Annotated in this window: 13 protein-coding genes and 5 pseudogenes; 3 read left to right on the forward strand and 15 right to left on the reverse strand. The window is 31.1% G+C overall.

The genetic code is table 11. The features are described 5' to 3' along the window. Positions 1 to 5 precede the first annotated feature (5 nt). Positions 6 to 1385, reverse strand: a complete 1380-nt coding sequence (locus tag Q9B79_RS05990) for an aminotransferase-like domain-containing protein (protein WP_306183007.1) — start codon at positions 1383 to 1385, stop codon at positions 6 to 8. 71 nt (positions 1386 to 1456) lie between these two features. After that, complete coding sequence (locus Q9B79_RS05995) at positions 1457 to 2050, reverse strand: DUF4030 domain-containing protein (RefSeq protein ID WP_306183008.1); 594 nt, start codon at positions 2048 to 2050, stop codon at positions 1457 to 1459. Positions 2051 to 2220: 170 nt separating this feature from the next. Between Q9B79_RS05995 and Q9B79_RS06000 the strand changes: the two genes are divergently transcribed. After that, the gene (locus Q9B79_RS06000) at positions 2221 to 3912 is read left to right on the forward strand and encodes a M3 family oligoendopeptidase (protein WP_306183009.1); all 1692 of its coding nucleotides are present in this window, start codon (positions 2221 to 2223) and stop codon (positions 3910 to 3912) included. 14 nt (positions 3913 to 3926) lie between these two features. Here Q9B79_RS06000 and Q9B79_RS06005 read toward each other — a convergent pair whose 3' ends face one another. After that, positions 3927 to 5021 carry a helix-turn-helix domain-containing protein gene (locus tag Q9B79_RS06005; protein WP_306183010.1) on the reverse strand — a complete coding sequence of 365 codons (1095 nt, stop codon included), beginning with the start codon at positions 5019 to 5021 and terminating at the stop codon, positions 3927 to 3929. Between the two features lie 185 nt (positions 5022 to 5206). Between Q9B79_RS06005 and Q9B79_RS06010 the strand changes: the two genes are divergently transcribed. After that, positions 5207 to 6154, forward strand: a complete 948-nt coding sequence (locus Q9B79_RS06010) for a phosphotransferase enzyme family protein (protein WP_306183011.1) — start codon at positions 5207 to 5209, stop codon at positions 6152 to 6154. 84 nt (positions 6155 to 6238) lie between these two features. On the opposite strand, the pseudogene Q9B79_RS06015 reads toward Q9B79_RS06010, so the two are convergent. The 4 genes and pseudogenes from Q9B79_RS06015 to Q9B79_RS06030 all read right to left on the reverse strand — a co-directional run bounded on the left by Q9B79_RS06015 (position 6239) and on the right by Q9B79_RS06030 (position 9249). Then, a pseudogene (locus tag Q9B79_RS06015) lies at positions 6239 to 6985 on the reverse strand (aminoglycoside phosphotransferase family protein). Between the two features lie 116 nt (positions 6986 to 7101). Then, complete coding sequence (locus tag Q9B79_RS06020) at positions 7102 to 7896, reverse strand: VOC family protein (RefSeq protein WP_306183012.1); 795 nt, start codon at positions 7894 to 7896, stop codon at positions 7102 to 7104. A 169-nt stretch (positions 7897 to 8065) separates the two neighbouring features. Continuing rightward, positions 8066 to 8332, reverse strand: a pseudogene (locus tag Q9B79_RS06025) (class I SAM-dependent methyltransferase); the annotation flags it as partial. Positions 8333 to 8385: 53 nt separating this feature from the next. Beyond that, positions 8386 to 9249 carry a serine/threonine protein kinase gene (locus Q9B79_RS06030; RefSeq protein ID WP_306183013.1) on the reverse strand — a complete coding sequence of 288 codons (864 nt, stop codon included), beginning with the start codon at positions 9247 to 9249 and terminating at the stop codon, positions 8386 to 8388. A gap of 447 nt (positions 9250 to 9696) precedes the next feature. On the opposite strand from Q9B79_RS06030, the gene Q9B79_RS06035 reads away from it, so the two are divergent. Continuing rightward, positions 9697 to 10923: an MFS transporter gene (locus tag Q9B79_RS06035; protein WP_306183014.1), complete on the forward strand. Its 1227-nt coding sequence runs from the start codon at positions 9697 to 9699 to the stop codon at positions 10921 to 10923. 378 nt (positions 10924 to 11301) lie between these two features. Here the strand turns inward: Q9B79_RS06035 and Q9B79_RS06040 are convergent, their stop codons facing one another. The 8 genes and pseudogenes from Q9B79_RS06040 to Q9B79_RS06075 form a co-directional block, all read right to left on the reverse strand. Next, on the reverse strand, positions 11302 to 11796 hold the full coding sequence (locus Q9B79_RS06040; protein ID WP_306183015.1) for an SRPBCC family protein: 495 nt from the start codon (positions 11794 to 11796) through the stop codon (positions 11302 to 11304). A 184-nt stretch (positions 11797 to 11980) separates the two neighbouring features. Further along, a complete protein-coding gene (locus tag Q9B79_RS06045) occupies positions 11981 to 12541 on the reverse strand; it encodes a class I SAM-dependent methyltransferase (protein ID WP_306183016.1) in 561 nt (186 codons plus the stop codon). 172 nt (positions 12542 to 12713) lie between these two features. Next, a pseudogene (locus tag Q9B79_RS06050) lies at positions 12714 to 14473 on the reverse strand (M4 family metallopeptidase); the annotation flags it as partial. Positions 14474 to 14770: 297 nt separating this feature from the next. Further along, positions 14771 to 15145, reverse strand: coding sequence for a hypothetical protein (locus tag Q9B79_RS06055; RefSeq protein ID WP_306183017.1), 375 nt, complete (start codon positions 15143 to 15145; stop codon positions 14771 to 14773). A 108-nt stretch (positions 15146 to 15253) separates the two neighbouring features. After that, a complete protein-coding gene (locus Q9B79_RS06060; protein ID WP_306183018.1) occupies positions 15254 to 16102 on the reverse strand; it encodes a GNAT family N-acetyltransferase in 849 nt (282 codons plus the stop codon). Between the two features lie 102 nt (positions 16103 to 16204). After that, positions 16205 to 16291: pseudogene (locus Q9B79_RS06065) on the reverse strand (NADH-flavin reductase); the annotation flags it as partial. Then, positions 16291 to 17028: a phosphorylase family protein gene (locus Q9B79_RS06070; RefSeq protein ID WP_306183019.1), complete on the reverse strand. Its 738-nt coding sequence runs from the start codon at positions 17026 to 17028 to the stop codon at positions 16291 to 16293. The gene Q9B79_RS06070 and the pseudogene Q9B79_RS06065, both read right to left, overlap by 1 nt. Next, positions 17025 to 17769 (reverse strand): annotated as a pseudogene (locus Q9B79_RS06075) (DUF3885 domain-containing protein). The gene Q9B79_RS06070 and the pseudogene Q9B79_RS06075 overlap by 4 nt, the downstream one beginning before the upstream one ends.

A 17769-nucleotide genomic window follows, 5' to 3' on the forward strand; every position in this document is an offset into this window, starting at 1 on the left:
ACTACTTATTCATTTTTTTCTTTTTTAAATTGGAAGGTTATATGTTCCAATTGTTTGATTTCCTCTATTATTTTACGAATTCCTTCTTCAATCCTATCTTCCTTTACATTCGATACGTTTAACTTTAATAGCCTTTCTTTCGGAAAACCTCTCACATAATTTTTATCAATTGTATCAATATTTATTTGTTTTTCACTTAGTCTTTGGAAAAACATTTCTGAAATACTCGTTTTATGTAACTCTAAACAAGTATGAATTCCAATTGTATTATACTTTTTATATGTGAATAAAAGTGGGTTTTCACTATGAGTTCTTTCTAGTGTTTCTGTTAGTTTTTTAGATCTATCGTGATAGGAAGTTTTAATTTTATTTTTATGGCGTTCAAACATGCCACTCTTTATATAAATTTCTAAAGCAGCTTGAGATATCATTGGGCTATCAATATCTAAAATTTTTTTATATGTATAAAAAGCATTCGCAATAATCAGTGGAATAACTGCTACACCAACTCGTAAACCTGGAAAAATAATCTTCGAATAACTTTTCAAATATATAACATGATTATCATGATTCAAGCTATATAACGGATCAGCTTTCGAATCCGTTTCTAAATCTGCTAAGTAATCATCTTCCACTATAAATACATTATATTTCTTAGCCAATAATACGATTTTTTCTTTCTCATCTTTAGAATAAGAAGTTCCAAGCGGATGATGATATCTTGGTATTGTATAAAAGAATTTTATTTTACCTGTTCGAAAAATACGTTCCAATTCATTTAAGTCAATCCCTTCATTCGTACGTTTAATACCGATTACAGGGATTTGGTTTATTTCTAGATATTCAACATATAGATGATATGTTGGTTGTTCAATTAATATCGTTTCATTTTCATTTGGAAATGGTATAGAAGTTAATATTGCTAGCGCCTGCTGTACACCTGACGTTATGAAAATATTTTCTTCTTTAGTGAAGACTTGATAGTTTGCTAATTGTTTTTGAATGACCGGAATTAAAGACGGTAAACCTTTTGGCGTCCCATATACGAACAAGTCATTTTTATATGTATCAATGGCTTTATTTATACAATGTTGAAAATCTAAATATGGAAAAATATCTGGATCTGGTGCTGAGGAAGCAAAATCAATTATCCCGTCATTTTCTACAAAACTCCCTGACTTTCGAACAACGTAATATCCACTTTGAGGGACGGAATAAATAATATGACGCTTTTCTAATTCATGTAGTGCCCGTATAACTGTTGCCTTATTGCATTCATATTGCGTAACAAGCGATCGTATAGACGGTAATTTCTTTCCTTCTTTTATTTCTCCATTTTGAATCATATTTTCTAGGTCGTTTAAAATATGTAAATACTTATACATCCTACACCTCCTTCAAAAAATTTTATATTTAATTATATCGATTTTTCATTCGTATAGCATTTACCCCTCCATTAGTTAATTTTCCGATCATCTATATCGTAAATCCCAATAGCATATGAATCATTTTCAATCCATTTCTTTACTGCTTCTGTTTTAAGTACACCTTCAACTTCTTTTTCTATTTTCTGTCCAAGTTCTTTCGCCCCTACTTCATCATCGCTAATCTTAGTTTTTATATCAATGGTAACAGGTTGATTCCTTTTATAATTTATTTGTTGAATACCAAATCCTTCATATCCATTTTTTCTGAATACTTCATCAAATATATGTCCAAAAATTTGATTCCATCTACTCTCTGCCCTTACAACTTCACTATTTCTTGGAGTTATATTAATTTTATAAGAGGTTACACCTTGTATCGCCAATCTTTTATTAATATCCTTTTTTATTTCGTTACTATCTTCGCTATCAGCAATCTCTAAATCTAATATTGGTTCTTTTTCATCTCTTATAGCAGCACTAAAAAAAGACTCCTCCTTTACTGTCGCTGTAGCAATATTCATCACTATAGAATCTTCACTTTTAGCATCTTCAATCTCATTCTCAAAGGCACATAATAAAGCAAGTGGAATTAAAAATACAAGTACCTTCTTTCCCTTTCTCATGTAGCACCCCTCCATACATTTTCATTTACAATAAACTTTTTACTTTGATATATAAATACCTTCTATAATTTTTAATTTTAACATTATTTCACATTTCCTCCATTTAACAAGGAAATTAAAATTAATAAATAGAATATCTCCATGAATAAATAAAAAGTGAGGGATATGTCATGCAGCGCTTAAATACAATTGATATTAGTAACGTTCTAGAATTAGAAAAGACTCTTTCTACTTTATTAAATAAAGAGATTTCTTCAAAATTAGAGCTTGTAAACTGGTTAAAAAAACAATCTACAGTCATTTGGAAAATCGAAGAACAATTAAGATCACACTATATCGCCTTTCAATGTAATACGGATAATAAAGAAATAAAAGATACTTTTGAATATGATCAACAATTTGTAAGGCCTCTTTTGAAACGTTATCAAAATTCATTTGATAATAAATATTTAGAGTCTCCTTTTCGAATGGAACTTGATCCAAAAACGTATAGCTTACTAGATAAAAAAATTAAGAATGCGCAAACATTATTTTGTGAAAAGAACATTGATCTAGAGGTAACTGAAGACAAACTAGTAACAGAGTACTTCGAAATTACAGGTAGTTTAACTGCACTATGGGACGGTGAAGAGAAAACAATTACTGAACTACAGTCTTACTTACAAGATCCGGATCGTCATATACGAAAAAAAGCAAAAACCCTCATTTCTGAAACATTTTTATCTGTTGAAGATACATTACAACATATATTAAATGAATTAATTGCAATCCGTCACCAAAAGGCGAAAAACATTCAATTAGATAATTATCGTGATTATATGTTTAAAAAACATGAACGATTTGATTATACGCCTGAAGATTGCTATGAGCTTGCTGAATCTATTCGCAAATACGTAGTACCACTTATCGATAAAATATTTAATGAGAAAAAATCTGAACTTCAAGTAGATAGTCTTCGTCCATGGGATATAAAAGCAACTGCACCAAATCAAAAAGTATTAAAACCTATTGAAAATGCGAATGATTTAGTCAAAAAAAGTTCTCATGTTTTACACAAACTAGACCCGGAATTTTATGCATTACTGGACCGTATGCATAAAAATAATTGCTTAGATTTAGAAAGTCGTAAAGGAAAAGGACCTGGAGGATTTTGCGAATACTTACCTGCTTCACAACTATCTTTCATTTTCATGAATCTCAATCATACACATTATGATGTTACTATTTTCCTCCATGAAATGGGTCATAGTATTCATAATGAATGTATGAAGCAGTTAGAGCTACAAAAATATTTAGAAATCCCTTCTGAATCAGCTGAACTCGCTAGCATGACGATGGAATTATTTTCGATGGAATATTGGGATACATTTTATGAGAATAGAGAAGAATTTATAAAAGCAAAATTAGATTTCTTTAAAGGTATTGTTAAGTATTTACCCCCAATGCTTATCGTTGATCAATTCCAGCATTGGATGTATGAAAATCCTAATCATACCGCTAAAGAAAGAAATGAAAAGTATTTAGAATTACATAAAACATACCAATCGAACGTCGTAAATATTGAAGGGTATGAAAATTGGATTGCAACTGGCTGGTTACCTGTACTACACATATTTGAATTACCATTCTATTACATCGAATATGCTATCGCACAACTTGGGGCGTTGCAAATGTATAAACAATATAAAGAAAATCCTAAACAAGCAATAGAAAATTATAAAAAAGCTTTATCATTAGGTAGCTCTAAATCTTTACCGGAAATATATGAAGCGGCTGGAACTCGTTTTGATTTTTCTGGAGAAACGATTAAAGAACTAATGTTATTTGTAGAGGACGAATTAGAATCACTTGAACAATTGTAAGAAGGAAGCTGTTCCTATATTTTAGGTTCAGCTTTCTTCTTTATTTTACTTATCAATTCTATGTACTGGGAATCACCATATCCGATTGTTGGAAAAAGTTGAAACAACTTTATTAATAATTCTTGATTTGAGAAAGCTTGATTTTTAGAGATGAATTTCATTACGATATTATCTTCTTTTAGCATTTCTAAATATAAGTCTATAGCCTGATACATTACAGGTGGTACCTTATGATAAGTCTTTTTATGGTTTACTAATACTTCATTGTATGTAGTAGAATAATTACCCAATTTAAGTTCAATTTGATTTACTTTAAATTCATCCTCCCTGAAACTATTTAAGTATACTTTCCCTTCAAAACACGACTGCTCAAGGTATGAAAGTAAAGTAAGTAGATTCATTTGGCAAAACATATCTTCACCGAACCATAAAACAATACATTTATACTTTTTCCCAAATAGATTTTCTAACGGATCTATAACTTTTTTTGTATAATTTTCGACTGAACTGTTATGACCTTCTGCTCTTATTTTAATAAACTCTTCATCAAAAACTTGTGCAGTAGTGCTATTTACACACATGGCCTCGTTAAATGGGGCATAATCAGACTCACCCATTAGCTTCTCCATTTTAAATTCTTCATACATCATTTGACCATTCAATATGTTAAGTACATCTTTATCAAACAACTCATTATTATTGCTACGTAACTGCTCAACCTCTAATTTTCTAGAAATATTCATTTTGAACTCCCCTTCTTTATTTATATTGAGTTTAACAAATGATTGAATAGGCATGTTGTTACGTTGGTATTCTCTTGGATTCATTCCAAAAACAGTCTTGAAAGCTCTACTATAAACCTCTTGCGAAGAATAATCATAATCTAATGCAATATCTATTATCTTTCTATCATTTTTCAAATCCTCCGTAGATAAATACAGTCTTCTTAAAAGAATATAGCGCCTAATACTAATGCCTGTTACTTGGTGAAATCTAAAAGAACAGTAATACGGAGAATAACCCGTATAACGCGATAATTCATTTAATGAAAATTCTTCTTTTAAATTGCTCTCTATCCAATCAATCATCTGCTGTATACGTTCATTCATTTTCTTCACTCCTTATTTATAAGTATAAAAGAGGTTCGTTTCTTTCTTTTGATATTTCGTGTGTTTTATAACAGGAGCCGTTCATTACTTCATTTTAAAGGAAATCAAACATAAAACACGAATGTTGTATATTAAGAATCTTTTAGTTCTCTAGTAAAAAATAAAAGTTTGGAAAGGACGTTACAATGAATGAGCTAGAAAAAGAAATACTTCAATTCATAAATGAACGATATCCATTAAATTTTATTAACATTAAACCTATAACGAATGAAATGTATCAATGTCTTACAGAACTAGATACATACTTCATTAGAATTACAAACTACAAAACATATGAAGAACAGTTAGAAGAAGTTACATATACGAACTTTTTATATAAAAATAGTTTAGCAGTTCCTCCAATCATACATTCTCTTAATGGGAATTTAGTAGAGAAATTAACCTTAGACGAAGAGCTATTTGCTGTATTATATAAAGCTGCACCTGGTATACATTTACCAAAGTGCGAATGGAATTCTAATATATTTAAAAAGCTTGGGAAACAAATTGGAAAATTACATCGTATTTCTAAAAGCTTTGAACAGACTAATCCAGTTAAATATATACACGATTGGTATGAAAATGAAGAGTATAATTTTCTTAAGTATATCCCTAAAGAAGAAACTACTATAAGAGAAATTGCATCTGACGTTTTAACTTCTATAAAAAAGCTACAAAAATCCACTTCGAATTACGGCTTAATTCACGGTGATTTATGGTTAGAAAATATATTAGTTGAAAACAATTCAAACTTAACAATAATTGATTTTCAAGACTGTGAAAAACATTTTTACATATTTGATTTAGCAGTTCCTATTTATAGTGCGATAGAATATTCATTTGCTGGAAATGGGAATATCGTTGACTATGAGCACTCTATTACAAAAGCAATATTTGACGGATATCAAGAGGAAAATGAACTACCTAAAGAGATGATAGACAAGTTGCCTATGTTTATTAAATTAAAGGAGATTTTTGAATACAGCTTAATGCATATGTATTGGGATAAAGAAGAATTAACTGAGGAACAAGTACGGATAATGAACCTTTATAGGATGAAGATTGAAACTAAATATACCTATATTAATGTTTAAAAACGCTGTTGTTTAACTACAAGGAAACTTTAGTTAAACAACAGTATTTATTAATTAGCTACTAGACAACTTTTGTTGTATTACTTATAAATACTGATTCAATAATTTGTTTAAATCCACTTCATTTTGCGGAGATACCTTCTCAGAAAATCTAGCTGCAGTTATAATAGGAGCCCATTGAAAGATCTCCTCTCTTGTTAGATTGGTATTGTGGCAATATATTTGTAAATACATTTCCGCTAATTCTATATAAGCCTGCGCATATAATAAATATGTACGAAACACATCTGCACGAGTATCACCTGAACAAGCATCTACCCAGTCTATAATACTTACTTTTCACTTAAGATTAGATTAAATGGATGGAAATCGCCATGGCATAATCTAGGATCAAATTTGATTGAATGTAACTTATTCAATATACTTTCCTTTTGTTTTTCATCCAATTTATGTACAGATTTAATTTGACGCTCTAACCTTTCCCCCATCGCTTCCATTTCATCCGTATTCACACGTATAGCATGAATCTTTTTTTTGTTCATTAACACAAATACTTATGTAATACTCTGCCTCATTTAGATTATTAAGCAGGAGATCACCTACACTGTCCCCTTTTACGTATTCCATAATAATTGCCTGTCTATTTTGTATCTTTGTCACTTCAAATACGTTTGGAACTGATAGTCCGCATGAATAAGCATATTTTTGTTTTTTTGCTTCATTTATAGACTCTGTATCTGGAAGATATTCTTTAAATAATTTTACAACCTTACTATCATAGAGATAGATTTCCGCTGTATTCCCTTTAGCTATCGGATTTCCTAAATTCAATTCATTTCTCTCCTTATTGTAAATTAAGCTAACACCTTATACTCCTATATAAATTCAGTGTAATTATGCGGAAACCCTTCTCTACGAAAATATAAAAAACTTACCACTTTCTATCCTTAAATAGAAAGTGGTAAGTTTAATTTACTAGGAATATCGGAAGGAAAATGTGGTGTATGCACAATTGAAAATGCATATCCTTGCTCAATAAATGATACTTCATTATGTTTACATTGAAATGGGACACTATTTTTCTTAAAGTTAATTTGGATTCGCTGTAAAAATGCTTGATCTGGTGTTCCGAAAGATACGTGTACTTTCGGTGGTAAAGCTTTCATCGCAATTGGGATCCAAGGTCGTTGCCACCAAGTTGCAACAATATATGCTGTGCCCCCTATAACAAAGTTGAAAATATCCCCATCTTCCATCGTTTTCATATTTAGATTTGATTTCAACCATTCTGTAAATACAGGTACACTTTTAACGGGAAGTCCGATTTCTCTTACATATAAAATGTTTAAAGGCGAATGCGGTACTAATACACCTTCTTTAACATAACTATGTGCAATAATTTCGAGTAGGTTTCCATCACTGTCTTTAAAGTATAAATTGAATAAATCCTTCTCCACACCGATTGTATTTCCATCTTTCCATTTCACAATGAGTAATCCAGAATCCTTTAGCCATCTTGCTGTTTCATGAAATTTTGAATATGGAATCTCAAAAGCGAAATGTGCAGGTGCAATTGGTTCATACACTTCTTGAAAACTAATAGTTGTGTATGGAGTTACTTCAAATTGAATGAACGATGCTGTTTCCTTTTTTATTGGAAAAGAAAATATATCCTTATAAACTTGTTTTACCCCTTCTATGGAAACCGTTTGTAATTTTATATCTGATATATGTGTAATCACTTTACATTCCCTCTCTTTTCTTATTATCTATTCGTATTGTATTACGTTTATAAATAGATAGAATCAAACGGAAGGATGGATATTTCAAATGAAAAACTACAACTTTAGTATGAATTTGTTAGCTTCCTTCATTGTTAATATGGTATTGTTTCTATACAAAAAAGCTGCCTTTCCTTAAACGAAAAGCAGCTTTTTCAATCATTCCATTAGAATTATCTATTCCAACTAACAATTTAGCCGAAGATGCTATATTAAGTACATTTTCTCCTCCGCCTGTACCAACATCTAGTAAGATATGTGATGGCTTGCATCTTTCTTTTACCTCTCTATAAAAGTCCCATGAATCTCCTACAGTTTCACATTTTACTTTACTAAAATCCCATCCATTTAATCTTCCTACTTTATCATAAAAGTTTTTGTACTCTAATTCGTTCATTTTATGTGTTCCCCTTTGTTAATACATATAAATTAAAATGAATCTTCAATTATTTATTCTATATATAAAAGCCAAGCTTCATAAAACGCTTGAACAGTGCGATATCTTTTACTTTTTTCTTTATGCAACGCTTTTTTACATATATTATATAATTCTTGTGAGCTCTCCCATTTTTCATAGCTTTTATCATTTTTTCCACCGATAAAGGCAAAAGCAATTCCAGCTAATACATACACATTCGTTTCGCTTGTAATTTGTGCATGCAGTTCATATTCCTCTGGTGCTTTAAAGCGAGCTGTACCCCAAAAATTCTCCCCAATTTCATTAAACACTGGTGCTTTTTGAAAAAAATCAATATCACAAATCGTCAATTTTGATTGCTCGAAATTATATAAAATACTACCGTCATAAAAATCAACCATGACATAGCCTAGTGACTCCACATAGGTTGCAAACTCAAAAATCTGAGTCAATATGTTAAGTCTCTCCATCACGGATAATTGCCTTAACTTAACAAAAGGTGAATTTGGTGCATGGTGTTTTTCAAACGGCGTAAAGTCCCAATGATTGTGCATGCATTCCCCATCAATCCAATGAAACCTTAAACAAAATCCATTTTTCATTTGAATCGAATTAATATATGAAACTAGTAAAGGATGTTGAATTTGTTCATATACTTCTTTTGCTTTCATTAATCGTTGAATTGCATCCTCTACATTACCTTTATACTCTAAATTGCGTGCACCAGCATACTTCAAAAAATAGCGTTGTCCCTTTTCAATAATACCAAAACTAATATTACCTGAATCTTGCTGATCAAAAATAGTAAATACTTCTACATCCTTTAACCAATCAAAATTATGATCCTCAGCTAATGTTATTGGGTATTGATTTTTTCCTATTGTAATTTTTATCATGCGCTGCTCCTAGCTTTGAGCGAACGTAGTTTATAGAGGCATGATACGCATACTCAAATTATTTTCACCTCATTTTTTGTTTTTTTGTTTGTTCATAAAACATCACTCCTTTCAAATAACCGCTCTTAATTACTTTCGATAACTACCAAAATATTCTTACTTTCTATTATATATTATAAAATACAAATTATAAGGAAATATATTCCATACGCACAAATAGTTTACATAACATTTTTATGGTTTATTTTATGTGTATAATCTACATCTCTCTCCAACCACACATACTATCTAAAACAGTACAGGCTGCTTTTACATTCTTCATTTTTATTTCCTCCTTAAAATACATGTAAAAAGTAGGATTCACCAAAAAATTACAGAATTCTATATATAATAAGTATTGGACGGTTTATTTTCAAATCCCTCTATAATAAAGGTGGTATAAACAGTGTGAAACCTATACAAGAACGTAGCCTTACCATAAAGACAACTCTTTCTAAAGAATACAAGATTTTCATTTTTGGTTTACTCATTTCACGAATTGGGGATTCACTATACACTTTTGCGTTGCCTTGGATTGCCTATCAATTAACCGGTTCAGCTGTAATTATGAGTTCTTTATTTGCTATTAATGTATTGCCAATTGTTTTATTTGGCCCTTTAGTTGGTGTAATAATTGATCGATACGATCGAAAAAAGTTACTTTGGATAGCGGATATTACCAATATTATTTTAGTAAGTCTTGTCCCCATTCTACATACATTACATCTATTAGAAATCTGGCATTTATACGTAATTACTTTTACCTTAGCGGTTATGTCCATGCTTTTTGATGTAACAACTGTTACAGTCATTCCACATATTGCAGGTGCATCATTGACGAAGGCTAATTCTTTCTTTCAAATGGTCAATCAATTAGCTAGTTTATTTGGTCCAATGATAGCTGGGCTTTTCATTTCTTTTATTGGGGGCTTTCAGGTACTTTGGATTAATGTTCTTTCATTTATTGCAACATTGATTGCTGTGATATTATTACCGTCTATGAAAACCGTAAACAAGAAATGCGAAGATAAAAATGCACTTCAAAATGTACTAGCTGATTTGGTAAATGGATGTAAATGGATCAAAAACGATCGCTTAAATTTAGCTTTATCTTTTCAAGCTATGATTGGAAACTTTGGAGCAAGTGCGGTTTTAGGTGTGTTCATGTATTATTTACTGTCTACATTGCAACTTACGCCAGAACAAAGTGGCTTTAATTATTCACTAATTGGAATAGGCGGACTTTTAGGAAGCTTGATTGCAGTTCCTTTAGAAAAAAGATTGCAGCGCGGTATTCTAATTCCTTTACTCCTATTCGCAGGAGCAATTGGCTTAACTTTTGCGCTTTGGAGTACATACTGGCTTGCTCCCGGAATTGCTTTCGGTATTGCAATGACTTGTAATATTGCATGGAATACAATTGTAGCCACAGTTCGCCAGGAAACCGTTCCATCAAATATGCAAGGAAGGGTTTTAGGATTTTCACGTGTACTTACACGATTAGCTATGCCACTCGGGGCATTAGTAGGAGGCATTATTTCGGCTTATAATCCAGTGTTTGTATTTGCTTTAGCTGCTTTCACGAAGTTACTTGAAGTTGTTATTGCACTTTATAGTCCGATACGAAAACTATGATGGAAGGAAAGGTAATTATGTATGACTGGTTAATTGAAATCGAGAAACTTAAATATCTATTACAATGCGCTAATTTTGTAGATTTGCAAAGAAAATTGTGCTAGTCATTGATGAATCGAATCAAGAAGTAATTTCTCTTGATATTTATGGACAAATTGATAAAGAAAAAAGGCATTATGTATATGCCTTTTTTCTTTATCATCATTTAACTGGATAACAAACTTCTGTAACCCACTTTTTAGGACTCGATTCCATACGACTTATGAAATGGAATCACTATATCTATTTTTATATCAATGACTTTCTATATAAACCCCTATTCTTATTCTTCATTAAAACCATTTTTATAATGTAATAACTATATAATGAATATAACCCCTAACGTAATTGTCCTCTGATTTCAAGAACCTTATCCTTATATTTTTCAAACCACCGTTGCCATTCATCTTTAGAAAATTCTTTTTCTTGCCCTTCTAGTACGGAGGAAAAAAGATCTAAACAAATATGCCAACCCGCTATATCTTTCGGAGTATGATCTGTTAACTCATGAATGAATTCTTTAAGAAGTAAAATAGAACCATTTTCATTTTCTTCTTTATGTATTTCAAATCGGACACGATCTTTATCCCAAGTAAATTCAAGCACTGCGTTTACTTGACACTCTAAAATATCAATATTTATAAAAGAACCGTCCATCATATCAAACTTGATTATTCCACCTGTTTTAAGGCATTCAATCTGTAAATTCGACATCCATCTTTTAAGCTTACTGTTTTCTGTTAAAACAGACCAAACTTCTTCTATCTTATATGGAAATTGGCGTTCAAATTTTACAATATACCCATCAGTTACTTTTTCAATTTCAGCTATCATATTAATTACCCCCCTATACAGAATATATGTTCTCATATTATTTTACCCGATTTTATATATAAAATAAATCTTTAATAACGTATTAATTATTATAAATAGCCTCTTCCATATTACATCCCAACAAAAAAAGTCGCAAATGCGACTCATAAAATTATAGAATTAATTCCTGCTTTTATTGAATGACTTACCGCTTAATCGCATCGACAATTAACGATGGAAAGCCAAACTTATCACCTTTATTTCTAGAATCATACCTTTTCGAACGGAAAATAACACCGTCGTTTGCATCCCATTCGTTGTAAAAAAACTGACCATTTTCATCACAATATTCAAGTAAAACTACCTCAAACCCAGCAGTTTCAAACATTTTGGTTAATGTTTTATAATTATGAACAATTTTATGACTTGCTGCTGGATGATCTTTCGGACCAGGTCCACCTATTTGAACTATATTTTGGTACGCCTCATCTCGGAAAAATGCATCAGGAACGCCGCACCGAATGTACCCTGCTGGTTTTAAAAATTCATAACAAATTTCAGCTGCTCTTACACCTTCTTCAAAAGTAAGGTGTTCCCATACATGCTCAGCTAAAATAGCTGAAATAGAATTGTATTCAAATCTTTCTTCCCACGTCACTTTATCTAGTAAGTTAAGTTCATCTTCTTGCGTTTGAATCCAGCCTGGATTATTATTGAACACCCCTGCTCCAACTACTACTTTAATTTCATCTTGTTTTATTGCCATCTCTTACACCTCGTAAACATTTTAATTATTAATATATTCTATGTTTACTATTAGTCTACCTTCTACAGTAAATTAAGAAAAAATGAGTAAAGGACAATATTAAACCGAAGAAATAAAAATCCCCTTAGGCAATGATCTAACTAACTTTATGGAATCAGTTCATGATACACAGCTATTTTTGTATCTTTCTAAATTTGCGAACTAAAGTGAGCACTGTACCTGCAATAACCATCCATAAGCCCATTGTTGCACTATTAGTTGTACTTGTACCTGTGTTTGGAAGCTCTTTATATGTAGTTTCTTTTTTATCAGAATTACTGTTATTCGGGATATTACCGTTATTCGTAATACTTTTAGCTTTGCTAGTGTCTTTATCCTTCACTATTACTTTTTGTATTGTATGTACCTCATTACCTACAGAATCTTTGACACTATATATTATTTCAAAAGTACCAGCTATAGAGGTATCTACAGTTCCTTCGTACGCTACTTTAGTAGTAATGTTTCCGTCCTCTTTATCAATAGCTGATACGCCTACCATTAGGTTGAAATGGTCTCCTTCAGTAATTGTAGTTGTAGCAGGTACTTTTAGTATTGGTATTTCATTTTCAACTTCTTCTCTAACTTTGACCGTTACAGTTTGTTTTTCAGTTCCTTCATGGCCTTTAGAATCTGTAACTGTATACTTTAATATGTAAGTACCGACTTTAAAGGTATCAACTTCACCCTCAACTTTTACTTTAGAAGTAAGATTGTCATCTTCTTTATCAATACCTTTTATATTGCTCATTGGGTCAAATTTATCACCGATACGCAGTGTAATTGTTGGCGGTACTGTTAACTCTGGGACTTGGTTTGACTCAGTTTTTTCGTTTTCTTTCACGGTTCCTTTAATTCTCGCTGCATCAAATGCTTTTTGAACCGCTTCAACCTCAATTGAATTTGCACCATATTTGTTCGTTGCAACTTTAAGACATGCTAATCTTAATTCAGTGAAATTAGATGTCATGTTCAATTCATCAGTATTTGCATAATAGAAAATATCAAACATTTTATCTTCACCAATGCCATTTACAGTTACACCGTTATGAGTTCCACCTTGTGCAATTAAATACGTGACTTTATTAATGATACTTGAGTTGAAATGAACGCCCTCATTATCTTCTCCGTTTAAATCACTGTATTTGCTATAATCATCTGGATACGGTACTCCATCAAATAATTTGACTGAAGCTGGATTTTTCATATTACGGAGAACTGATCCGCTTTGTTCTCCTATTGTCCAATTAAATTCCCCATTATTTATATATTTCTCCATAGCCGTTCCCATAATATCAGATAATGCCTCATTAATTGCCCCAGATTCCCCGAAAAATTCAAGATTAGATTCGCTAGATGTAACCGCATGTGTAAATTCATGACCCGCTATGCAAACGCTCTAACCATTGGGTCACCATATATAAGCATACTAACATTGTTAATATTAGCACTACATGCATTTGTCCAATTTTTAGGATCATTTGTTTCTCCAGAATCCCATGCATGCACAACTGAAACTATTTTTTTCCCTTTATTATCAAAACTATTATGCTTATATTTGTCTTTATAAAAATCATATACGTTTGTTGCTAAGAAATGAGCACTTACCGCTTTTGGATCATTAAATGTTGTTGATGTGCTAGTCGCTAATATACTAGGATAATATTCATCTTCAAAAGTAATATCTCTATAATTCACATCGTACGTCTCAATTCCTTGCCCCCTTATGCAATCAGCAAGCGCATATTTCCCGTTACTTTGTTCAGAAATACCGAATGTACGAGTTATTCCTAAATCATCTTTTCCAGTCCCAGTTAATAATTTAAAATTACTTTTTTTACTCTCCTTAATAGCTTCAACATACTCTTCACTTACTTTTAAATCTGACTCTTTTCCCTTGCATAACCTACTCTATATGGTGTCACAGTTGTTAAGGCCAATCCTGTTGTTAAAGCAACTATAGCTATTTCTTTTTTATTATTCATGTTATTTTCCTCGTATTATTTACTAAAATATGAAACTACTTAAATGTATCCCTATCAAAAATAGAAAAATAAAAAGTACAACACATTATGCAATACTGTATTATAAAAAGATGACTTCTGTAGCAAACAAAAGTCATCCTTTCAATATGTAATATCCTTAATATTTTTTATGCATAATTTCTATATAGAAAGAAAAAAGCATTCATTAACGAGCATTTTGCATTACTTTTATTAGGTCATTTATATTTTCAACTTTCTGCTGAAACTGATCAAATCTGCTATGTAGCAATGAAGGATTCTTATCTTCAGTTGAAATAACTTTTTTTAATTCCTCTTCTAATTTATCATATGTATAAAAGAAATTATCAAATTCTACACTTACAAGTTCTTCATTTTCACGATAAAATCTTTTTGCTTCTAAATAAGTCATATATGATTTATTTAGAAATCCTAATGAAATTAAATATTTTGAAGTATTTTCTTGATAAATAGCAATATCACATGCTATTTTAATATCAGAATAAGTCATTTGAACGAAACAATGCAATTCAAAAATCTTAACTTTTAATCCATTATTCATTTCATCCCCTCCCATCCTATCTATTCTACAAAAAAATAAAATATTATACAAAGTAAAATATCAATATAGTACAAAAATAAAAAGCGAAAGAATAACTCCTTCCGCTTTTTACAGCAATACATACATTTCATATTGTGCTAACGAATTCTTTTCAAATCCATTTTTCTTTAAAAATCCTTCTAGTAAATTGTTGTTTGGAAACCCAATTGATAAACTTGATACATTTAAGTTTTCTCTTGCCACTTGTAATAATCTTGATCCAATACCACGATTTCTATAGTCTTTGTCTACGAAAAGAAAACTAATTTTACCTTGTTCATTCATACATATAGAACCCTTTAAATCATTGTCGACATATGCGCCGTAAAATGTATTATTTGTTTTTTCAATATAATCCATATCATTTTGCCAATTTATATGGAAGTGCAACCATTTCTGAATTTCAAGTTTAAACGATGGAAAATCTAATTGTTTTACTTCAATTCCTTTACACTCTTTATTTATTATTTTAGTCATATCTTTTAAATTATAATAAGATAGGTCATACACTTTTTCATAGCCTAATTTCGTATAAAAATGAATCGCTCGATCGTTTCCTACAATGACTTCAAGGAAAAGTTGCTTACACTCATTTTGAAGCGCCTCTTCTTTATGCAGTTCAAATAACTTTTGACTCACACCCATACCACGGTAATTAGGATGCACGGCTAATGTTCCACAGCGCATTGTTTTTATGTTTTCATAATCCTTTATCCCGCCAAGTATTACACCAACAGATTTGTTCCCATCTAAAGCAAGAAAGGAATGTTTAAGTGAATTCCCTTCAGCTCCAAAAAATCTTTTTATAAAATCTTCTTTTGAAACTTCCATTTTAATGATATAATCTGAAAAACCATCTCTAAAAGCTTCATATACTAAATCTATATTTACTTCACTGCATCTTTTGTATTGAATCATATAAAATTATCCCCCACTCACTCGTACTAAATTTAATATTCAAATACATAAAATGTACTAGTTCCACTCTGCCCATCATTCTTTCATTTTTAATGAAACCATTTAATTTGAAATAAATGGGCACTTCCCTACATATCTGTCACTATTAATTTGTTTTATAACAAATGGTGCAATATCAACCCCTCTTACTATCTATTATTTACTACATTAATCTCATATACACGTAAAAAAGCAATTAAATGCTCGCACGCTCGTTCACACGCTAACATTTTAAAGATTTTTTGTTCCTCTTTCGTTTTATCATTCGCTTGATCTGAAGCAGCTTTTAAACATAGAAAAGGCTTGTTATTGATTTGACACACATAAGCAAAAGCTGCCACTTCTTGATCAACCGCTAATGCTCCATATACAGTATGGAGTAAATATCTCATTTCTGAACTACGGATACGTTGATCTCCAGATAAAAATGTACCATAATGGATCGGATCATAAGATCGTATCTTTTTTATTCTTCTTACAAGTGACTTTGTTGTTTCAATAGGTGCTGTTCTACCATTATATAAATTGAAAACATCTTCCCCTGAACCAGCGGCAGTAACGTCGTGTTGTATTGCATTAAGGGCTACTACAATATGTCCATTTTTTACCTTATTTGATAAGCTGCCGCATATCCCTGTCATAAACAACTCATCAGGCTGAAACTCGCTAATTAATAATTGTACACAACTAGCACAGCTTACCTTACCAACACCAGTTATAACTGAAATAATTTCTAGATCATTTATAGTATGAAAATGAAATTCCCAAGCTGCTCTTTTTTCAATGCGTTCACTTGGATAATACTGTTGCAAATAATTAAGTTCAGGTTCCCATGCGGCTACGATTGCAATACGTTTCATTACAAGCTTCACTTCCCCCACTGTCATTTAAATAAATTATCTATACTTTCTCGTTCATAATCTGGAATCCACTCTTTATATTTCTCATATAAATTTCGTATTGTTTCTTTATTCTTCGCAATTACTTCACATCCTCTATCATCATAAATAAACATGATAATATCTTTTGTTGCATTAATAAGAAATACATCTGGGTCAACTATCTCCACCTGAATTGTTGGGTTTCACCCGTAACACGAATCAGATGGAGTCTTCTTGCCGAAAAGGATAAAAAATTTCTTTTTTCCGTCCAAAACGAGGATAAAGCCCCGGAAAATATTCATGATTCGCAGCTTGAATAAGCGGCATATACTTTATATCGCAAGCAAAACATTTTAGTGAAAATTGATGAGTACAATACAAGTCAGCTTCTTCTTCAAATAAAAAAGGTACTGTTTCTTGCCTTATATGATACTTTAATTCTCTATTATGAATAAAACGTCTATATAGATTAATTTTCTGCGGATTTTTCACATTTTCCTTTTTAAATCGATAAACATTTGTTACTAAAAAGACTTCATCTTCTTTTGAAAATATATCTTCAAATAAGTATTTATTATATGTATAAAGTTGAGTGAAGTATTCCCTATTTATAGCGTCGGTTCTTTCTACATATAGGTCTTTACCTTTCCCAAAATGAAAATGCAAATGATTTTCCCATTGAAATTATATATGTGGTACTAATGTAACCCCAGGAAATGTTTGATTCATATATTCTTTTAATTGCAT

Source organism: Bacillus sp. MHSD_36 (assembly GCF_030757775.1).
In the GTDB taxonomy this organism is placed as follows: Bacteria; Bacillota; Bacilli; order Bacillales; family Bacillaceae_G; genus Bacillus_A.

What these genes read in the sequence shown, in the direction of transcription:
- Q9B79_RS05995 (WP_306183008.1), bottom strand. Translation starts at nt 2,050, where the DNA reads ATGAGAAAGGGAAAGAAGGTACTTGTATTTTTAATTCCACTTGCTTTA.
- Q9B79_RS06010 (WP_306183011.1), top strand. Translation starts at nt 5,207, where the DNA reads ATGAATGAGCTAGAAAAAGAAATACTTCAATTCATAAATGAACGATAT.
- Q9B79_RS06005 (WP_306183010.1), bottom strand. Translation starts at nt 5,021, where the DNA reads ATGAATGAACGTATACAGCAGATGATTGATTGGATAGAGAGCAATTTA.
- Q9B79_RS05990 (WP_306183007.1), bottom strand. Translation starts at nt 1,385, where the DNA reads ATGTATAAGTATTTACATATTTTAAACGACCTAGAAAATATGATTCAA.
- Q9B79_RS06040 (WP_306183015.1), bottom strand. Translation starts at nt 11,796, where the DNA reads ATGATAGCTGAAATTGAAAAAGTAACTGATGGGTATATTGTAAAATTT.
- Q9B79_RS06060 (WP_306183018.1), bottom strand. Translation starts at nt 16,102, where the DNA reads ATGATTCAATACAAAAGATGCAGTGAAGTAAATATAGATTTAGTATAT.
- Q9B79_RS06045 (WP_306183016.1), bottom strand. Translation starts at nt 12,541, where the DNA reads ATGGCAATAAAACAAGATGAAATTAAAGTAGTAGTTGGAGCAGGGGTG.
- Q9B79_RS06070 (WP_306183019.1), bottom strand. Translation starts at nt 17,028, where the DNA reads ATGACAGTGGGGGAAGTGAAGCTTGTAATGAAACGTATTGCAATCGTA.
- Q9B79_RS06000 (WP_306183009.1), top strand. Translation starts at nt 2,221, where the DNA reads ATGCAGCGCTTAAATACAATTGATATTAGTAACGTTCTAGAATTAGAA.
- Q9B79_RS06030 (WP_306183013.1), bottom strand. Translation starts at nt 9,249, where the DNA reads ATGATAAAAATTACAATAGGAAAAAATCAATACCCAATAACATTAGCT.
- Q9B79_RS06055 (WP_306183017.1), bottom strand. Translation starts at nt 15,145, where the DNA reads ATGAATAATGGATTAAAAGTTAAGATTTTTGAATTGCATTGTTTCGTT.